The 18,484-nt window shown below is 29.6% G+C and carries 18 protein-coding genes; 17 read left to right on the forward strand and 1 reads right to left on the reverse strand.

The features are described from left to right. Window positions 1–562: 562 nt before the first annotated feature. Both OW730_RS12465 and OW730_RS12470 read left to right on the forward strand, forming a co-directional pair. Window positions 563–1,123: a biotin transporter BioY gene (locus OW730_RS12465; protein WP_271229338.1), complete on the forward strand. Its 561-nt coding sequence runs from the start codon at window positions 563–565 to the stop codon at window positions 1,121–1,123. Between the two features lie 129 nt (window positions 1,124–1,252). Further along, window positions 1,253–1,873, forward strand: coding sequence for a hypothetical protein (locus OW730_RS12470; RefSeq protein WP_271229339.1), 621 nt, complete (start codon window positions 1,253–1,255; stop codon window positions 1,871–1,873). Window positions 1,874–1,933: 60 nt separating this feature from the next. Here OW730_RS12470 and OW730_RS12475 read toward each other — a convergent pair whose 3' ends face one another. Further along, a complete protein-coding gene (locus OW730_RS12475) occupies window positions 1,934–3,013 on the reverse strand; it encodes a GerAB/ArcD/ProY family transporter (protein ID WP_271229340.1) in 1,080 nt (359 codons plus the stop codon). Between the two features lie 299 nt (window positions 3,014–3,312). On the opposite strand from OW730_RS12475, the gene OW730_RS12480 reads away from it, so the two are divergent. From OW730_RS12480 to OW730_RS12550, 15 genes are all read left to right on the forward strand, one after another. Next, on the forward strand, window positions 3,313–4,182 hold the full coding sequence (locus OW730_RS12480) for a DegV family protein (protein WP_271229341.1): 870 nt from the start codon (window positions 3,313–3,315) through the stop codon (window positions 4,180–4,182). 176 nt (window positions 4,183–4,358) lie between these two features. Then, complete coding sequence (locus tag OW730_RS12485; RefSeq protein WP_271229342.1) at window positions 4,359–5,600, forward strand: glutamate--cysteine ligase; 1,242 nt, start codon at window positions 4,359–4,361, stop codon at window positions 5,598–5,600. Between the two features lie 26 nt (window positions 5,601–5,626). Continuing rightward, complete coding sequence (locus tag OW730_RS12490; protein ID WP_271229343.1) at window positions 5,627–6,958, forward strand: glutathionylspermidine synthase family protein; 1,332 nt, start codon at window positions 5,627–5,629, stop codon at window positions 6,956–6,958. A 336-nt stretch (window positions 6,959–7,294) separates the two neighbouring features. After that, window positions 7,295–7,894, forward strand: a complete 600-nt coding sequence (ruvA, locus tag OW730_RS12495; protein WP_271229344.1) for a Holliday junction branch migration protein RuvA — start codon at window positions 7,295–7,297, stop codon at window positions 7,892–7,894. 67 nt (window positions 7,895–7,961) lie between these two features. Then, window positions 7,962–8,984 (forward strand): Holliday junction branch migration DNA helicase RuvB, encoded by a 1,023-nt coding sequence (gene ruvB, locus OW730_RS12500; protein ID WP_271229345.1) that lies wholly within the window; start codon window positions 7,962–7,964, stop codon window positions 8,982–8,984. Between the two features lie 97 nt (window positions 8,985–9,081). Continuing rightward, the gene (gene queA, locus OW730_RS12505) at window positions 9,082–10,107 is read left to right on the forward strand and encodes a tRNA preQ1(34) S-adenosylmethionine ribosyltransferase-isomerase QueA (protein WP_271229346.1); all 1,026 of its coding nucleotides are present in this window, start codon (window positions 9,082–9,084) and stop codon (window positions 10,105–10,107) included. Between the two features lie 24 nt (window positions 10,108–10,131). Further along, a complete protein-coding gene (gene tgt, locus OW730_RS12510) occupies window positions 10,132–11,268 on the forward strand; it encodes a tRNA guanosine(34) transglycosylase Tgt (protein WP_271229347.1) in 1,137 nt (378 codons plus the stop codon). A gap of 70 nt (window positions 11,269–11,338) precedes the next feature. Beyond that, window positions 11,339–11,647, forward strand: coding sequence for a preprotein translocase subunit YajC (yajC, locus tag OW730_RS12515; RefSeq protein ID WP_271229348.1), 309 nt, complete (start codon window positions 11,339–11,341; stop codon window positions 11,645–11,647). A 75-nt stretch (window positions 11,648–11,722) separates the two neighbouring features. Then, entirely contained in the window at window positions 11,723–12,091 is a 369-nt protein-coding gene (locus tag OW730_RS12520; RefSeq protein ID WP_271229349.1) for a TIGR04086 family membrane protein, read from the forward strand. Between the two features lie 132 nt (window positions 12,092–12,223). Continuing rightward, window positions 12,224–12,361 (forward strand): six-cysteine ranthipeptide SCIFF, encoded by a 138-nt coding sequence (gene scfA / locus OW730_RS12525; protein WP_250861744.1) that lies wholly within the window; start codon window positions 12,224–12,226, stop codon window positions 12,359–12,361. A gap of 185 nt (window positions 12,362–12,546) precedes the next feature. After that, complete coding sequence (scfB, locus tag OW730_RS12530; protein WP_271229350.1) at window positions 12,547–13,914, forward strand: thioether cross-link-forming SCIFF peptide maturase; 1,368 nt, start codon at window positions 12,547–12,549, stop codon at window positions 13,912–13,914. Window positions 13,915–14,016: 102 nt separating this feature from the next. Further along, complete coding sequence (gene secD, locus OW730_RS12535) at window positions 14,017–15,330, forward strand: protein translocase subunit SecD (protein ID WP_271229351.1); 1,314 nt, start codon at window positions 14,017–14,019, stop codon at window positions 15,328–15,330. 6 nt (window positions 15,331–15,336) lie between these two features. Beyond that, complete coding sequence (secF, locus tag OW730_RS12540; protein ID WP_271229352.1) at window positions 15,337–16,218, forward strand: protein translocase subunit SecF; 882 nt, start codon at window positions 15,337–15,339, stop codon at window positions 16,216–16,218. A gap of 780 nt (window positions 16,219–16,998) precedes the next feature. Beyond that, window positions 16,999–17,811 carry a hypothetical protein gene (locus OW730_RS12545; protein ID WP_271229353.1) on the forward strand — a complete coding sequence of 271 codons (813 nt, stop codon included), beginning with the start codon at window positions 16,999–17,001 and terminating at the stop codon, window positions 17,809–17,811. An 80-nt stretch (window positions 17,812–17,891) separates the two neighbouring features. Then, complete coding sequence (locus OW730_RS12550) at window positions 17,892–18,410, forward strand: adenine phosphoribosyltransferase (RefSeq protein WP_271229354.1); 519 nt, start codon at window positions 17,892–17,894, stop codon at window positions 18,408–18,410. Window positions 18,411–18,484: the final 74 nt, after the last annotated feature.

The following is an 18,484-nucleotide window of genomic DNA, read 5'->3' on the forward strand; positions in this document are numbered from 1 at the left end:
TGTTTTGACAAATGAAATATATAATATTAAATAAATCAAAATATCCAAAAGATATAATTGTGTAAAATTTTCAAATAAGACAATGGTTTTTAAGTAAATACTTTGAAGTAAGTTAAATGTTTTACATGTAATTAATGGGTGAATAATTAAGGTAATGTTTTATCACATTAAAAAAAATGAAATACATATACTATAAAAAACCAAAAGAAAATCTATTTGTAATAATAACTTTAATGTTATATTTAAGTAAGAAATTAAAGAAAAGATGACATTAAAGTTATATTTGTTATTAATACATAGGTGAAACACATTGAAAAGGGAGTTTTAGTGTAGTTCTATAAGTTGTAGATATATATTAAGTAAGATAAAAATTTTATAGTTATAAGTAAGTTACTAATATTTAATAGTTTTGGATGAGTAACAGAAAACTATTAGAATTAAAATAAAAGAATGTAAACTAAAATGTGACTTAAAGTTGACAATGTCAGTACTCTATTGTAATATAAAATTGTAAACTATAAATAGTTGGTTGGTTTACCTAAAAATTTTGGGAGGGTTCATTATGAAGATTTCAACAAAAGATATGATTTTAGTTGCGCTATTTGCTGCTCTTACAGCTATAGGAGCGTATATTACTATTCCAATTCCAACAGTGCCCATTACACTTCAGTTTCTTTTCTGTGCATTTGCGGGTATAATATTAGGTTCAAAATTAGGAGCTCTTTCACAATTAATATATGTATTAATTGGACTAGCAGGATTACCAGTGTTCGCTGGTGGCGGTGGTGGTATAGGGTATATATATAAACCATCTTTCGGGTATTTAATAGGATTCATACTTACTGCTTTTATAATAGGTTATTTAAGAGAAAAATTAGGTAATATAAATGTATTAAAAGCTTTTATTATAACGGTTATTGGACTTGTAGCAACATATATTGTTGGTGTTCCTTATCTTCACTACGCTTTAAATAATTATTTAAATGTAACTACAACTTGGAGTGGAGCAATCAAAATAGGAGTTATACCATTTGTTTTAGGAGATTTAATTAAATGTTTTATAGTGGCAGTTATTGCACCTACAGTAGTTAAGACATTAAAAAGACAAAGAATAATACTTTAATACCCCAAGGGAAATATCCTAAGGAAAAACTACCTCAGGGGATATTTCCCCTGGGGTCTAATTTTCGTTGTATTTTAAAATTATTTAAGGGGAAAATAATTTTAATCACATAATTAAGGAGGTAATATTATGAATATTACCCAAATAGCTGTAAGTATAAGTGCAGTAGTATTATTACAAAGATTTTTAATATGCAATTATCCTGAGAATGTAGGGAATATGATCGGAAGTTCTAATAATAGTTTATTATCAAGTAATATATTAAACTATGATGATGGGAAAAATCTTGTTCCTGATAATATAATAAGAATGAAAGAGAGTGGGAAAAAAGCTATAAAGAGAAGTTACAAAGGAAATTTTATTGAAATTGGTGATGATAAAGGTTCCTTTATAATAATTAATGAAGGTGAAAGTATAGCTATTGAAGCTAAAGAAAGTTATATTTATTCAGGTTTTAAAGTTGATGATGTTTATTTTATTAGAAGTAGAAGAGAATTTAAGTATAAACCATTTAAGTATATACTTGCTGTTCAAGATAATAAAATTAAATTATTTTATTCTGGCCATAATGGAGTACTAAAGGATGTCAGTCATTATGCTGAGCAAAAGTTTAAAAATTTTAATCTGTATTTTGAGGGGTTTGATAGAGATGCTATTCATATAATATCAATTAGAGGGATAAATAAATTTCAATTAAGGAATTTAAAAGAGGTTAATACTGTACTTATGTATATTAAACTAAAAAATTAGGTTATATTATTAGAATAATTTTATATATTAAATGAAACTCTGAAATTGAATTTCAGAGTTTTATTTTGTACGTTTATATTTTATTTCAGCTACTATCCAAATTAAAAAAGGTAATATTATTTGAAAGGGCATTGAAAAATGTGTCCATACAGCATCTTCCCACTCAACATAATCTAGGATACTATAGTAACTTGTATAAGCTAATATACTTACTAAGAAAGCTACGATTACCACAACATATTTGTAATTATTAAAATCAAGTAATTTGCATATTCCATTGCATGTGGCAATCCAATATACTGATATTTTAATAAAATATGCTAACACAAATATAGCTGGGGGAATTATTTGAAAACTTCTTAAAATTGGAACTGTTAACCTTAAAACTGATGAATAAGTAGCATAATAAGCACTTTTTGCTCCAACTACTCCTATAACTAAAATATTAGTTACATTGATTAGAAATATTAAAGCTCCAGCTATAAAAAAACCTATAGAATAAATTATTAAAGGAGATTCCTTATTTTCAAATTTAGGAAAAACCATGGGAAATAGTATTAACTGTCCTAAAGGATATGAAATTAATACGTAAATACCTTTAAAGACAGGAGTGAATCCATCAGATAATACTGGTAAAAGGTTATCCAAATCCATATTTGGAGTTGAAAGCACAGTTATTACGGCGATTAAACCAACTATTAAAGGAAAGAAAAAATTAGCCCAACTACTTAAGACTATAATTCCTTTCAATACTACATAAATACATATTAAAGAGGTAACTATTACAACTAAAATAAAAGGAGTATTACTCAAAGAAATAGTAAATATTAAATTACAGAAACCTCTTAAAAGATCGAAAGAATTAACAAAGGTATAATAAATAAAGAGAAAGATTAATACCTTACCAATAACCTTTCCGAAACAAATTTCAATTATATCAAAAAGATCATTATCAGGAAAACAATAGTGTAGTCTAATATATATAAATACAGTTATAAAACCAATGAGTATAGCTAAAATGGTTGCTATCCAAATATCTTGTTTTGCATCTAATCCGGTAGCATAAATTGAAGAGGAGGATACTAAATATAAAACAATAAGAGCTATACCTTGGTTATCTGAAATAGTTTCCTTATTCATTTTTCATCTCCGCAGTTTTTAAAAATAGTTTATCCTTAACTTTTGATAATATACATCTAAATGACCATATACTTCCAATATGTAAATATAAATCAAAAAAATAAAATTATTGAATGTTAAAGAGCAACAATTATATAAAGGTTGAATAAACTTGAAATAATCTAAATCAAAAGTATATAATAGTGGTATTGTTTTTTTTACTATAAGTATAAGAGAAACTACGTAGACGTTAAAAACTACTTAATATTTTATAATTTAAATGTTAAAGAGTACATAAGATAAATGAAAGGATGAATATAGTGATAAAGATTATTGTTGATAGTACTTTTGATTTACCAGAAGAAATAATTAATCAGTTAAATATTGATATTATTCCTTTAAGAGTATTAATTGGAGAAAAAGAGTTTTATGATAAAACAGATATTACAGTTAAGGAAGTTTATGATGCTATGAGAAGTGGAATTATGCCTAAAACTTCACAACCCAATTTGGTACATGTTAGGGAGTTATTCAAAGGTTATGCTGAGAGAAATGAAAATTTTGTATATATTAGTTTTTCTGCAAAAATGTCAGGAACATACCAAAGTGCAAAATTGATTCTTGAGGAATTAAAAGAGGAATATCCAAATGTAAAGATGGAAGTTATAGATAGTAAAGGCGGATCTCAAGGAATCGGATTAATGGTACTTGGAATTCATGAGAGAATACAGAAAGGAGCAAGTTTTGAAGAAGTTATTAAAGTTTTAAATTTTTATAGAGATAATGTAGAACACTTCTTTAATTTAACAGATCTTAATTGGTTAAGTAAAGGTGGAAGATTATCAAAAGGAAAAGCAGTTGTAGGATCTTTGATGAATATCAAACCGATTTTAAAAATTGAAGATGGTGAAATTATTCATTTTAAGTCAGTTAGAGGTAAGAAAAAAGCAACAAAAGAGATGATAAATGAAGTTTTAGATTTAATACCGAAAAGAGATTTTAAATATATAGGAATTGGACATAGTGATGATTTAGAAATGGCGATTACTATTAAAGAAACACTTGAAAAGCAATATCCAGACAAAAATTATTTGCTGACAGATATAGGGAGTGTACTAACTAGTCATCTTGGAATTGGTGGAACGGGTATACTCCTAATGTCAGAGTATATAGATGAGTATAATAAATAGTTTTTTTAAAAAAATAATATATGATATAATTACTATTATTAATATTGAATTATAATTAAAATGTACAATGGAGAATTGACAAGTAGGATTACAATTAACAATTCTTCAAGTACATTTATATTTTTATATTATCATGTGTTAATAGTTTAATAATATTTAGATAGAAGGTGATTTTAGTGTGTAAGGATTTATTTTTAAAAAATATCGAGAATATTAAGAATTATCTAAAATCAGGAGAAACTAAAAGTGAAAATTATAAGATAGGAATGGAAGTAGAGCATTTTATTATTAAGAAAGATACAGGGGTGAGCGTTGATTATTTTGAGTTGAATGGAATTAGAGATGCTTTGAAAGACTTACATAAGCATGGTGAGTGGGAAGCAATCTTTGAAAGAGATAACATTGTAGGTCTTAAGAAAAATGGGAGTCTAATTACTCTAGAACCAGGAGCACAAGTAGAAATCAGTGTACAACCGTTAGAGAAGATTGAAGATATTGAAAGGGAGTACACCGATATACTTAAGGAAATAAGAAATTGCATTGAGAAAAATAACCAAGATATTGCGATTATTGGGTATCACCCTAAAAGTAAAATTGATGAGATTCATTTTATCCCGAAAGAAAGATATAGTTTTATGAAAGAGTACTTTAAAGATAAGGGGAAATATGCATTAAATATGATGAAAGGTACAGCTTCAACTCAGATTTCAATAGATTATGAAAGTGAGTCTGATTTTAGTAAGAAATTTCGAGTGGCTAATTTTTTGTCCCCCTTAATATATTGCATTTTTGATAACTCTCCTATGTTTGAAGGTGAAGAGTGGAAGGGGAATTCTTTAAGAATCAAAATTTGGAATAATTGTGATGAAGATAGAAGTGGAATTGTTGAAGGTGCATTAGATGAAGAGTTTAATTATGAAAGTTATGCAAGGTATATAATTGAAAGACCACCTATCATAACTAAGATAAATGATGAGTACATATTTACTAAAGATAAGAGTGTAAAAAAAATCTTTAATGATTCTGAAATGAACAGTGATGAAATTGAACACATATTAACAATGTTTTTTCCTGATGTACGAGCTAAGAAATATATTGAAATAAGAATGGCAGATGCGCTGCCTTCCCCATACAATATTGCTTATGCGGCATTTATTAAGGGAATATTTTATGGAGATAAGTCTCTTGATTGGTTATATAACGAATCATTGAAATATACTGAAGATGATTTGATTAATTTTAAAAATGAAGTTGTTTCTTATGGTTTAGATGCAGTTATTTATAATCATGAAGTATTGAGATATATGGAAAATCTATTAAATATGTGTGAGGAGGAGTTAGGGGATGAAAGTAGATACTTACATCCGCTATATGATTTGATTAAGAAGAAACAAAAAATTTGGTGTTTATATAAATAAAGTATTAGTAAACAAGGGGTGATTTAATGAATAGATTAGAAATTGAAAGATTTTATATGAAAGAAATTTTAAAGAATAAAGAAAAACATATAAAAAACTATAAAGAAATGATTAAGAAAGTTAAGAATTCAACTGCAATGTATAAGGGAGAACCTATTCCATTCTTATATATGCCTAAAATGTACACAGAATCAGATTTAAATGAATTTATAAAGTTATCTGAAACTATGATGGGGATTTTAAGAAAAGTTATTGATAGATATCTTACAAATTATGAATATAGAAAAGAATTCAGATTTGGGAGTTTATTAGATAAATTAATTAGGGTTGAGCATGGATTTAGGGCATATGTTCCAATGGCACGAATTGATTTGTTTTATAAAGGGATAGGAAAATTTAAGTTCTGTGAATTAAATGCAGATGGCTCATCAGCTATGAATGAAGATAGAGAACTTGGTAAAATATTTAGAGAAAGTGGAATATTTGATAATATCCCACATGATTTTAATGAAGAAAATTTCGAATTATTTAATAGTTGGGTTAAGGAATGTGAAAAAATGTACACTGAATTTGGTGGAGTTAAGGGGGAAGAAACAACTGTAGCTATTGTAGATTGGTCAGGTGGTGGAACAGTTAATGAATTTAAGGTTTTTAAAAAAGCTTTTGAGGAAAATGGATTTAAAGCTATTATTGTAGATCCTAGAGATGTAACATTCAAAGAAAGTACTTTATATCACAATGATACCAAGATTGATATTGTGTATAGAAGACTTGTGACGAGAGAAATAATAGATAGAAGTGATGAAATAAAGGACTTTATTGAAGGATGCTTAAGTGGGAAAGTATGCGTAATTGGACCAATAAAATCACAAATAATACACAACAAGAGAATCTTTAAAATATTACATGATGAAGAAACAAAAGCTTTTTTAACAGATGAAGAGATAAGTTTCATAGAAGAACACATACCTTTAACTAAGTATTTTGAAGGAGATGGTTGGGACATTAATAAACTTATAGCTGATAAAGATGAGCTGATTTTGAAACCTAGCGATTTATATGCATCAAGAGGAGTATATGCAGGTAAAGATTTCACAGATGAAATGTGGAGAGAAAAATTATTTAAATGTAAAGATGAAGATTATTTAATTCAAGAGTATTATACCCCACATAAGACAACATTACTTGAAGTAACAGAAGATGATATTGTACAATGTGAGTTTAATAACATTACAGGTATATATATGTACAATGAGAAAATGGCAGGACTGTATTCTAGAGTTGGAAAAAATCCAATAATTTCAGGGTTACATGAGTGTTACACACTTCCTACGTTTATAATAAAAGAGAGCGAATAAAAACAAATTGATAATGGATAATGTATAATGGAGAATGAATGATATTTCACTCTGTGAAATTTTAATTTATCGTTCCTTGGATATTAAGATTCACTCGTTTAACTGGAATGAATCAGTGCTGTTTACTCATTTTATCTTAGATAAAATGAGTAAACAGCTTTTTCTTAAAGTATAATAAAATGTAGCTTCTCACGTAAGGGAGAAGCATCCATCATTCTACATTCTCCATTATCAATTCTACATTTAATTTAGCGCACTCAGTGCGTATTTTTTCGTTGAACATTTTTTCGTATAATGGTAAAGTATAATATAGAACAAAATCAGGGTGGTGAAGTTTTGTACGAATACATAAAAGGGAAGTATGAAGGATTAAGCAAAGGTTACATAATTGTAGAAAATAATAATATTGGATATAAAATATTCACTTCAGGAACTACAATTGCACAGATGCCTATAATAGGGGAAGATGTGAAGTTATATGTTGAGCAGATTGTTAGACAAGACTTTATTGGATTATACGGTTTTTTAACAATGGATGAATTAAATATGTTTAATATGCTGCTGAATGTTAATGGTGTTGGTGCTAAAGCATCCTTATCATTATTGTCAATTGCTAACATTGAAACATTAAAATATTCTATAGTTAATGAGGATGATAAAACTCTTACAAGGGCGCCTGGTATAGGGAAAAAGACTGCTCAGAGAATTATTTTAGAACTTAAAGATAAGGTTAAGAAGCTTGATGAATTTGATGAGAATATTCAGATAAAATTACTAGATGAAAGTTCGAATATTTCAAATGCTGAAGAAGCTGCTGAGGCGTTAATGGCTTTAGGTTATACTCAAAAAGAGGCAGATAAAGTGCTTAAGAAAGTTGATAAGAGTGATACAATTGAAAATATCATAAAGGAAAGTTTGAAACTTCTTATGAATTAACAGTGAAATTATTATAGCTACAAAATTTTAGAGTATTTGAATTATATAAGTGAAGAGGTGAATAATTATGGATGATAGAATAATAACCTCACAAGAAATGTTTGAAGATAACGATAGCGAATTTTCATTAAGACCCCAAAATTTGAGAGAATATATAGGGCAGAAAAAGGTGAAAGAAAAACTAGATATATTCATTCAAGCAGCAAAACTCAGGGATGAAGCACTAGATCATGTTCTTCTTTATGGACCACCAGGACTTGGAAAAACAACTCTAGCTAATATTATTGCCAGGGAAATGGGGGGAGAATTAAAAATTACCTCAGGACCAGCAATTGAAAGAGCAGGGGATTTGGCAGCCATATTAACAAATTTAAAGGATAATGATGTGCTATTTATTGATGAGATACATAGATTAAATAGAGCAGTTGAAGAAATTCTTTACCCTGCAATGGAGGATTATGCCCTAGATATTGTTATTGGTAAAGGTGCTGCTGCTAAATCAATTCGTATAGATCTACCCAAATTCACACTGATTGGAGCTACAACTAGGCTTGGATTATTAACATCACCACTTAGAGATAGATTTGGGGTTATGTGTCCTATGGAATTCTATGAAATAGATGAACTTAGAGAAATTGTAGTCAGATCAGCTGATATTTTAAATGTAGATATAATTGAAAGTGCTGCAGAAATGATAGGAAGACGATCTAGAGGTACTCCGAGAATAGCTAATAGACTTTTAAAAAGAGTTAGAGATTATTGTGCAGTTAAAGGAAATGGAATAATTACAGAAGAGATTGTTCAAAAAGCTGCAGAACTTCTTGAGATAGACCATGAAGGCTTTGATAAGATTGATAACAAGATTCTTAAAGCAATCATAAATAATTTTAATGGTGGACCAGTAGGGGTGGAAACACTTGCATACTTTATTGGGGAAGAAAGTTCTACAGTAGAAGATGTTTATGAACCATATCTTCTACAGAAGGGGTTTGTTTTAAGAACTCCAAGAGGCAGAGTTGCAGGTGATAGAGCATATGAGCACTTCAATATAAAAAGGGGTAAAAGGTTGATTCAAGAGTCAATTTTTTAAATAACCTTGGGAAAGTTAATAAAGTATCATAAATGCGGCTAAAATATAACATAGGCATTAGAATCTATAAGAATGTCTTAGAGAAAGGGTGTAAAATTTGAAGGTTAAAGATTTTTACTTTGATTTACCTGAAGAACAGATTGCTCAGAAACCGGCAGAGAAGAGAGATCTTTCTAGATTAATGGTTTATGATAGAGAGAGTGGAGAGGTAGAACATAAAGTATTTAAGGATATTGTAGATTATCTTAATGAGGGAGACTGTTTAGTTCTAAATAACACTAGAGTTCTTCCAGCAAGATTATTTGGAGCAAAGGAAAATACAGGAGGAAAAGTTGAATTCCTGTTATTAAAGAGAATAGATAAAGATACATGGGAGAGCCTTGTTAAGCCAGGAAAAAAAGCTAAACCTGGAACAAGATTTGTCTTTGGTGATGGAAGATTAAAATGTGAAGTAACAGGAATTGGAGAAGAAGGAAGCAGAATTATAAAGTTTGAGTATGATGGAGTATTTGAAGAAATTTTAGATGAGCTAGGGAATATGCCGCTACCTCCATATATAACAGAGAGGCTTGAAGATAGAGAACGTTATCAAACAGTGTATTCAAAAGAAGCGGGTTCTGCAGCAGCACCGACAGCAGGATTGCATTTTACAGAAGAATTACTTGAGAAAATACAGGATAAAGGTGTGAAATTAGCATATGTTACACTGCATGTTGGTTTAGGGACTTTTAGACCAGTTAAAGCAGAAACTATAGCTGAGCACCATATGCATTCTGAATATTACGAGATTGACGAGGAAGCAGCAAAGATAATAAATGAGACAAAAGAAAATGGTGGAAGAGTAATTGCTGTTGGTACAACTTCATGTAGAACGCTTGAAAGTGCTGCAGAAGAGAATGGTCAACTTGAAGAGAAAAAAGGGGATACAGAAATATTTATATATCCAGGATACAAATTTAAAGTTATCGATGGTATTATAACTAACTTCCATTTACCTGAATCTACACTTATTATGCTTATTAGTGCATTGAGTACTAGAGATAAAATTATTAACGCATATAACATTGCAGTAAAAGAAAACTATAGATTCTTCAGTTTTGGAGATGCTATGTTCATTCGATAAAGGATATATAGAGAGGAGAAAATAATGGGTAAATATACATTATTGAAGAAAGACGGAAATGCTAGAAGAGGGAGATTTGAAACAGTACATGGTACTATAGAAACCCCTGTTTTTATGAATGTTGGTACACTTGCAGCTATTAAAGGGGCAGTATCATCAATGGATCTTAAGGAAATAAGATGTCAGGTTGAACTATCTAACACTTATCACCTTCATTTAAGACCAGGAGATGATGTTGTTAAAGAAATGGGTGGATTACATAAGTTCATGAATTGGGATAGACCTATCCTTACAGATTCAGGTGGATTCCAAGTGTTCTCTTTAGCTGGTATGAGAAAGATTAAAGAAGAGGGAGTATACTTCAGTTCTCACATTGATGGAAGAAAAATATTTATGGGACCAGAGGAAAGCATGCAGATACAAAGTAACCTTGCTTCTACTATAGCAATGGCTTTTGATGAATGTATTCCAAACCCTTCAACTAGAAAGTACGTTATTGATTCAGTAGCTAGAACTACAAGATGGCTTGAAAGGTGTAAAAATGAAGTTGATAGATTGAATTCACTTGAAACAACTATAAATAAAAATCAAATGTTATTTGGAATAAACCAAGGTGGAGTATACAACGATATTAGAATTGAACATGCAAAAACTATTGTAGATATGGATCTTGATGGATATGCAATAGGTGGATTGGCTGTTGGAGAAACTCATGAAGAAATGTATGATGTCATAGAAAATGTAACGCCGCATTTACCACATGACAAACCTATTTACCTTATGGGAGTGGGGCTGCCAAGTAATATACTTGAGGCTGTTGATAGAGGCGTAGATTTCTTTGATTGCGTACTTCCTGCTAGAAATGGAAGACATGGTCATGTATTTACTAAGCATGGTAAGATAAATCTATTCAATAAAAAATTTGAACTAGATGGTGCACCGATTGATGAGGGATGTGATTGTCCTGCATGTAGAAATTACAGCAGAGCATATATCAGGCATTTATTTAAAGCGAAAGAGATGCTTGCAATGAGATTGTGTGTGCTTCATAATCTATACTTCTATAATAAGCTTATGGAAGAAATTAGAGATGCTATAGATGGTGGATATTTCAAACAATATAAAAAGCAAAAATTAGAAGAATGGAACGGTAGAGCATAATTCATTTGAATTATTTTCATTTTTATGATTTAATAGGAATTATAATATTTTTTTGAGGAGGTAGTTTGTAATGGGAGCACAATTAATTCAAATGTTGGTTGTTTTCGGTATAATGTTTGGAATGATGTACCTTTTAATCATTGTACCAGACAAGAAAAGAAGAAAGAAATATTCTTCAATGTTAGATGCTATGAAGGTAAATGATAAAGTTACAACTAAAGGTGGAATTGTTGGAAAGATAATAAATATTAAAGACGATTACATAATTCTTGAATCTGGTCCAGATAGAGCAAGAATCAAAATGCTTAAAACAGGGATTTTTGCAATTGAAAGCAATGAAACTAAAGATGTAGCAACAACATCTGAAGAAAAAAAATAATAAATATTTTGTAATCTAGAATATTACCCTTCTATTTCTCATAATTATTTAGAAAAGAGAAATAGGAGGGTTTTTATGTATAAAAAAATTAATTACATATGTGTAGGACAAGGGGCAATCAGGGCTTGTGTAGTAACTCTAATACTGCTTATCATCTTCACAGGGGTAACATCAATATTTGGAGATAATGACTCTGTAAAATCTGTGGTATATATGATAATTACATGTTTAAGCGTATTATATGGTGCATCATATGCTGCTAGAAAAGCAGGTAAAAAAGGATGGATAGTTGGGTTATTGGTTGCTGCAATTTATAGTGTATGTATTTATTTGGCATCAATAGGAGCGGGAAGAGAAAGTGTTTTTGTCATGAGAGATGTAGTAAGATTCGCATTAGCTTTAGTGGTTGGAACATTATCTGGTATGCTTGGAATAAATCTCTAATTAAATTCATATATTATGATGAAAACATAGAATAATAGTTATATAAATGAAAAAGTATCCATAAAAAACTTTTTTAAACTATGTTTTTATGTTATAATTAATCAGAATAATTGGGATGAGAGGAGATTTAACATGAAACACATTAAAATTATTAATAAGTCTAGCTTAAAAGACACATTAAAGAAGCCTGGTTGTAAAGAATGTGCAAACTCTTGTCAATCTGCATGTAAAACTTCATGTACAGTTGGAAACTTACAGTGTGAAAACTAAAAAACATTTTGAAAGCAGTAACGTCAGTTACTGCTTTGAGTTTGTTAAAAAAGAGTTTTTGGTTTTTTAAACTATAATTTCTACATCATTAGGAAAATGTGAAAAAGTGGCAAAATTTTTTTTATAATCATTTATTTAAGTCAATAAAATTAATTGATAAATATGAAAAACAGGAGGAAATGACAGTGGCGTTAATTCATAAATTTAAACAGGGAAACGATTATTTTGTTATTGATATCAACTCAGGATCACTTCATAAAATTGATGAATTAGTTTTTGATATTTTAGACGATGAAGAATTCTTAAGTTTTGAAAGTGTAAAGAAAAATTTAAATGGTAAATATGAAGAAGAAATCATAAAAGAAGCATACGAAGAACTTAAATATCTTGTGGATGAGGGGTATTTATATTCTGAAGAATTATATAGAGACGTTGCTATTAAAGGGCAAGAAGGACCATCTTTTATAAAGGCACTTTGCTTAAATATTATTCATGATTGTAATCTTCAATGCAAATACTGCTTTGCAGATGAAGGGGAGTACCATGGTGGAAAGAAGAGAATGTCTGCTGAGGTAGGTAAAAAAGCAATTGATTTTGTTATAAAACATTCAGGTCCTAGAAAAAATATTGAGGTTGATTTATTCGGTGGAGAACCTCTTATGGCTATGAAAGAAATAAAAGAAATTGTTGAATATGGTAAAGAAGTTGGAGCAGAAAAAGGAAAGAATATCAGATTCACAATGACAACTAATGCTACATTATTAAACGATGAAATCATTGAGTATCTTAATGAAAATATGGTGAATATTGTTCTTAGTCTTGATGGAAGAAAGAGTATTAATGACGCAATGAGAACAAGAAAAGATGGAACAGGTAGTTATGATGCTATTCTTCCTAAAATTAAAGAAATGGTTGCTAAGAGAGATAAGGACAAGATGCATTATGTTAGAGGAACTTTTACAAGAAATAATCTTGACTTTTTCCAAGATGTAAAACATTTTGTAGAAGAAGGCTTTAAGGAAATTTCTATTGAACCTGTTGTTCTACCATTTGAGAATCCATTGGCATTACAACCAGAAGATGTTGAAACAATTAAGGGTGAATATGATAAACTTTACGAATATATGGCTGAGAAGAGTTCAAAGGGAGAAGGATTCAATTTCTATCATTTTAATGTGGATTTAAAAGGTGGACCATGCATATATAAGAGAATCAGCGGATGTGGAGCTGGTCATGAATATGTAGCCGTAACTCCAGAAGGTGAAGTATATCCTTGTCATCAATTTGTTGGTCAAGAAGAATATAAAATGGGTACGTTAGATAGTGAAAAATTAAATGAAGATATCATGAAAACTTTCAAGTGTGCACATATTTATAATAAAGAAATGTGTACAGGATGTTGGGCTAGATTCTACTGTAGTGGGGGTTGCCAAGCTAATAATCATAGCTTTAATGGAGATATGAATATACCATATGAGTTAGGGTGTGAACTTCAAAAGAAGAGAATTGAATGTGCAATTGCATTAAAAGCTCTACAGATGGAAAAAGAGTAAAAAAATGAAAGTATCAAATTGGAAATATTGACTATTTACCCTAGAGGATTTATAATTAATCCTATGGATATTGATTTAACTTGCGAGTAAAGGAGGATATACATGAAGAAAGGAAAAGGCACCTTAATATTTTTAATCATCGTTTTATTTGTAGGGATTTTTTCTTTTGCTAGCTTCAAGGGGCTTACAGTATTTAATACATATAGATTTAAGCCTGTAAGTGAAAGTATAGGAAAAGGGTTAGATCTTGTAGGAGGGATTTCGGTAATAGAATCCGTTCAAGATTACAATGTAAGTGATGAAGAGGTTCAGAAATATAAGGAGAGCAACCCAGATGAGAGTGTTGCCACTATTAGAAGAACCTTAGAAGAAAGTGCAATGGCTAGAACAAAAGAACTAATTGAAATGAGAGTAAACAAATTAGGGATAAGTGAAACTGTTGTTGCAAGAGACGGGGAAGATAGAATCAGAATCGAAATACCAGGAGTATATGATTCTGAGGAAGTTATTAACCTTGTTGGTAAGACTGGTCAACTTAAGTTTGTTGGTCCAGATGGTGAAACAATCTTAACTGGAGAAAATGTTGAGAGAGCTATCGCTAGAAGAAATGATATTGGGCAACCACTGGTTTCGTTAAGTCTTAATAAAGAGGGTGCTGTAAAGTTTGAAGAAGCTACTAAAAAGTTTCTAAATCAGAGAATCTCAATATATTTAGATGAAGATGAAATTGTTAGTCCAATAGTATCTAGTGTAATCTCAGACGGAGAAGCTGTGATAAATCAGATTGAGAGCGAATCAAGAGCGAGCAGTATAGCTAACTTGATTAACTCAGGAGCACTGCCAGTTACATTAAAGATTGAATCATATGATACAGTAGGTGCAACATTAGGAGAAAATGCAGTACCATTAAGTACAAAAGCAGGAATGATTGGTATTCTTATCATTATGGCATTCATGATAATTTATTATAGAGTACCTGGAGTTATATCATCTATCGCGTTATTATTATTTGTTGTTTTAGATATGAATATTTTTGCAAGCTTAGGTGGAGTATTAACTTTAGCTGGTATCGCTGGTTTACTGTTAACAATAGGTATGGCAGTAGATGCAAATGTACTGATTTTTGAAAGAATTAAGGAAGAAATTAAACTTGGAAAATCTCCAAGAACTGCCTTAGAAGCAGGATATAGCAGAGCATTAATTTCTATAGTAGATGCAAATGTAACAACATTAATTGCTGCACTTATACTTTACTTTATAGGTACAGGAGCTGTTAAAGGATTTGCATTAACGTTATTAATTGGTATAGCTGTAAGTATGTTTACTGCTCTTGTGTTCACAAAATACATGTTAAAGCTTGGAATGTCCATAGGTATACTTAAGAAGCCTGGACACTTCGGTGTGAAAAGGGGGTAGTGTAGTATGCTAAAGATAGTAGAGAAAAGTAAAATTTGGTTTTCTATTTCAATTATAATAGTTTTAGCAGGACTATTCTTTATGTTTACTAATGGTCTGAATTTTGGTATTGATTTTAAAGGTGGAACAGTTGTAAAGATTGATTTTCAGAAAGAGATGAGCCAAGAGGAAAGCGCTGAAATAGATAATATCATTTCAAAGTACTGTGATGTTGATGATACTGAAAAAAGAATTATGAACAAAACAGAACTTGAGTTATCATTTAAGCAAGGAGTTATTGAAAAAGAAAGCATAGGTAAATTACACAAAGAAATTAAAGAAAAATTTCAGTTGAAAGATGACTATGTTTTATCGGAAAGAAATATAGGTGCAACAGTAAGTAAAGAACTTACTAAAACAGCGTGGATAGCAGTTGTAGCTGCAACTATTGCGATGCTTATATATATAACTTTTAGATTTGAAATTACATTTGGTGTTGCTGCAATTATTGCGTTACTACATGATATTTTAATAACATTGAGTGTTTATGCTATTTTCGATGTGAAGATTAATACACCGTTTATAGTAGCTATGTTAACTATTCTTGGTTACTCTATAAATGATACTATAGTTGTATTTGATAGAGTAAGAGAGAATAAAAATAAAAATAGAAAATTACCGCTTAACGAACTAGCAAATAGCAGTATCAGACAAACAATCTCAAGATCGATTAATACGTCAATTTCTACATTAATGACAATAGTATGTTTATTTATACTTGTACCAGCAATAAGAGAATTTACTTTACCTTTAATTGTTGGGGTATTATCAGGATCTTATTCATCAATATTCATAGCTAGTCCAGTTTGGGTAATGATTAATAAAAGATTAAAAAAAGCATATAAATAAAAAAAGCATGCGTTCGCATGCTTTTTTTTTAATGGAGAATGGAGAGTTGAGAATGGAGAATGATGGACATTTCTCTACGAGAAATTTTAATTATATTGTTCCTTGGATAAAAATTGGTTTACTCGTTTCAGTGGAATGAAACATTGTACTTGTAATGAAAAAAATATATATTAAGATATAAAGATCAAAAATACCTAGTAGTTAGAACAAGATTAGTTAACTTCTGTTATGAATATAGAAACAATATCTCATTAAATCTTTTATTACATATTATATATTCGACTGAACGTTTTTCTTAATCAGTTTTTTAGGTAATGAAACGTTATATTTAAAATATTAAAGTTGGAACATGTTCAATGTGTAGTAAACTTTTCTTGAATTTAAAATATGATTTGATTGATAATATTAAATAATAAGTTTGAAGGAAAATACAATATTTTATTTTAAAATAAAATGAGAAAATCTTATTATTCTAAAGAACAACAAAATGTAGCTTCTGACCTTAGTCAGAAGCATCCATCATTCTCCATTATCCATTCTCAATTTTCCATTACGGTTTTATAAAGCTGTCAACTTCTTTTATTCCTCTCTTCATTCATTAGAAGACTTTAAGCAAGTATTAAATAAAATCCCCTTAAATCACTTGGGAAACAAAATACTCTCAAACCTTGTAATCTTTCATGTTTTCAATTATAATATAAGATGCTTCTCAAAACTTCTTTTAAAATAATAAAACAAGATTGAGTAGAGAAAAATATCATTCTAGACAAGGGTAGTATTATGGCATATAATTTGGAAAACAGTTTGAAGAGGGTTATTAATGCAATTACATATAGGGATAAGATAGTGGTGTTCTCAAATAATGATTCAGAGAGTATTTTAAGTCTCTCATCATTATTGCTAACTTTAAGGTATTTAAATGCTGATGTTGAATACCTTACACCAAATGAGTTTACTTTAGACGGTAAGTTAACAAAGGACTATATTGATAATTATATTAAAGCTTTTGGAGCTAAACTTGTAATACTGATTGGGTGTGATCTTCAATCTCATAAAGAAAATGAAATTTTAAGGGAAAATGGGATTGATTTTATAGTAGTAAAAAAGGATGCTAAGTACTATCAAGAAAATTATATTTTGAATGAAGCTAAGATGGATGGTTATAGAAAAGAGAGAACCACGGAGGCAATATTAGTTTTTGATATAATAGAAGGTATTTCATCATATTATAGAACAAGTGTATTCTATAAATATGCTGATTTAATCATGTTAGCTATAATTAGTTCTGATTTGGCTATTAAAGATATGAATAGATCATTAATCCGATTAGGGATAGATAAACTACATAATACAAATAACTATGGTATAAAGGCTTTATTTGAAATGAATAATATCAATGAGATAAATTTGTCAACAGTTCAATTGGTTATTGAAGGTGTAAAGCCATCGTTGAATGCACTGGGAAGAATGGATGACTCAAAGATTTTAGTAGAGTTATTTACCACTGATAATCAACAAAGAGCTAGACAGATTGCAAAGTATTTAATTAAAGAAAGTGAACAGAAAAGAACTCATGAAAAGAGGGCATATTGAAAAAAAAACTTTCATGAGATATAATAATAAGTGGATTACTTTTAGTGTAATATAATAAATTAATATTAGGGGGCATTAAATTGGATTTAAGAGATAGTATACGTATAATTAAAGACTTCCCAGTTGAAGGGATTAGTTTTAAGGATATAACGCCATTGTTGGCAGATGGAGAAGCACTTAGAGAAACAATTAAGCAAATTGTTGATCATTTAAAAGATAAAAATATAGATTTGATTGCTGGTCCAGAAGCGAGAGGTTTCTTATTTGGAGTACCTGTTGCTAATGAATTAGGAATTGGTTTTATTCCAGTAAGAAAGCCTGGAAAGTTACCGTATGATACTTATGCTGTAGAATATGATTTAGAATATGGTAAAGATAGATTAGAAATTCATAAAGATGCTATTAAGCCAGGACAGAGAATTGCTGTAATTGATGACTTATTAGCTACAGGTGGTACAGTAGCAGCAGTTGCAAAACTTATTGAAGAAGTAGGTGGAGAAGTAGCTTCTTTGAATTTTGTTATTGAACTAACAGATTTAAAAGGAAGAGATAAATTAGAAGGATATGATATAAACTCACTTCTAAAATATGATATTTAAAGAAAATTTCAATGATTAATTGCATAATTCCAAAGTATATAATATAATAATTCTATAAAAATATGTATTAACGA

Source organism: Oceanirhabdus sp. W0125-5 (assembly GCF_027938815.1).
Classification (GTDB): Bacteria; Bacillota; Clostridia; order Clostridiales; family Clostridiaceae; genus Oceanirhabdus.

Bases quoted from the DNA above. Each gene is read 5' to 3' on its own strand.
- OW730_RS12470 (WP_271229339.1), top strand. From the start codon at position 1,253: ATGAATATTACCCAAATAGCTGTAAGTATAAGTGCAGTAGTATTATTA.
- ruvB (WP_271229345.1), top strand. From the start codon at position 7,962: ATGGATGATAGAATAATAACCTCACAAGAAATGTTTGAAGATAACGAT.
- secD (WP_271229351.1), top strand. From the start codon at position 14,017: ATGAAGAAAGGAAAAGGCACCTTAATATTTTTAATCATCGTTTTATTT.
- OW730_RS12520 (WP_271229349.1), top strand. From the start codon at position 11,723: ATGTATAAAAAAATTAATTACATATGTGTAGGACAAGGGGCAATCAGG.
- OW730_RS12490 (WP_271229343.1), top strand. From the start codon at position 5,627: ATGAATAGATTAGAAATTGAAAGATTTTATATGAAAGAAATTTTAAAG.
- tgt (WP_271229347.1), top strand. From the start codon at position 10,132: ATGGGTAAATATACATTATTGAAGAAAGACGGAAATGCTAGAAGAGGG.
- OW730_RS12475 (WP_271229340.1), bottom strand. From the start codon at position 3,013: ATGAATAAGGAAACTATTTCAGATAACCAAGGTATAGCTCTTATTGTT.
- OW730_RS12465 (WP_271229338.1), top strand. From the start codon at position 563: ATGAAGATTTCAACAAAAGATATGATTTTAGTTGCGCTATTTGCTGCT.
- scfA (WP_250861744.1), top strand. From the start codon at position 12,224: ATGAAACACATTAAAATTATTAATAAGTCTAGCTTAAAAGACACATTA.
- OW730_RS12545 (WP_271229353.1), top strand. From the start codon at position 16,999: ATGGCATATAATTTGGAAAACAGTTTGAAGAGGGTTATTAATGCAATT.
- secF (WP_271229352.1), top strand. From the start codon at position 15,337: ATGCTAAAGATAGTAGAGAAAAGTAAAATTTGGTTTTCTATTTCAATT.
- yajC (WP_271229348.1), top strand. From the start codon at position 11,339: ATGGGAGCACAATTAATTCAAATGTTGGTTGTTTTCGGTATAATGTTT.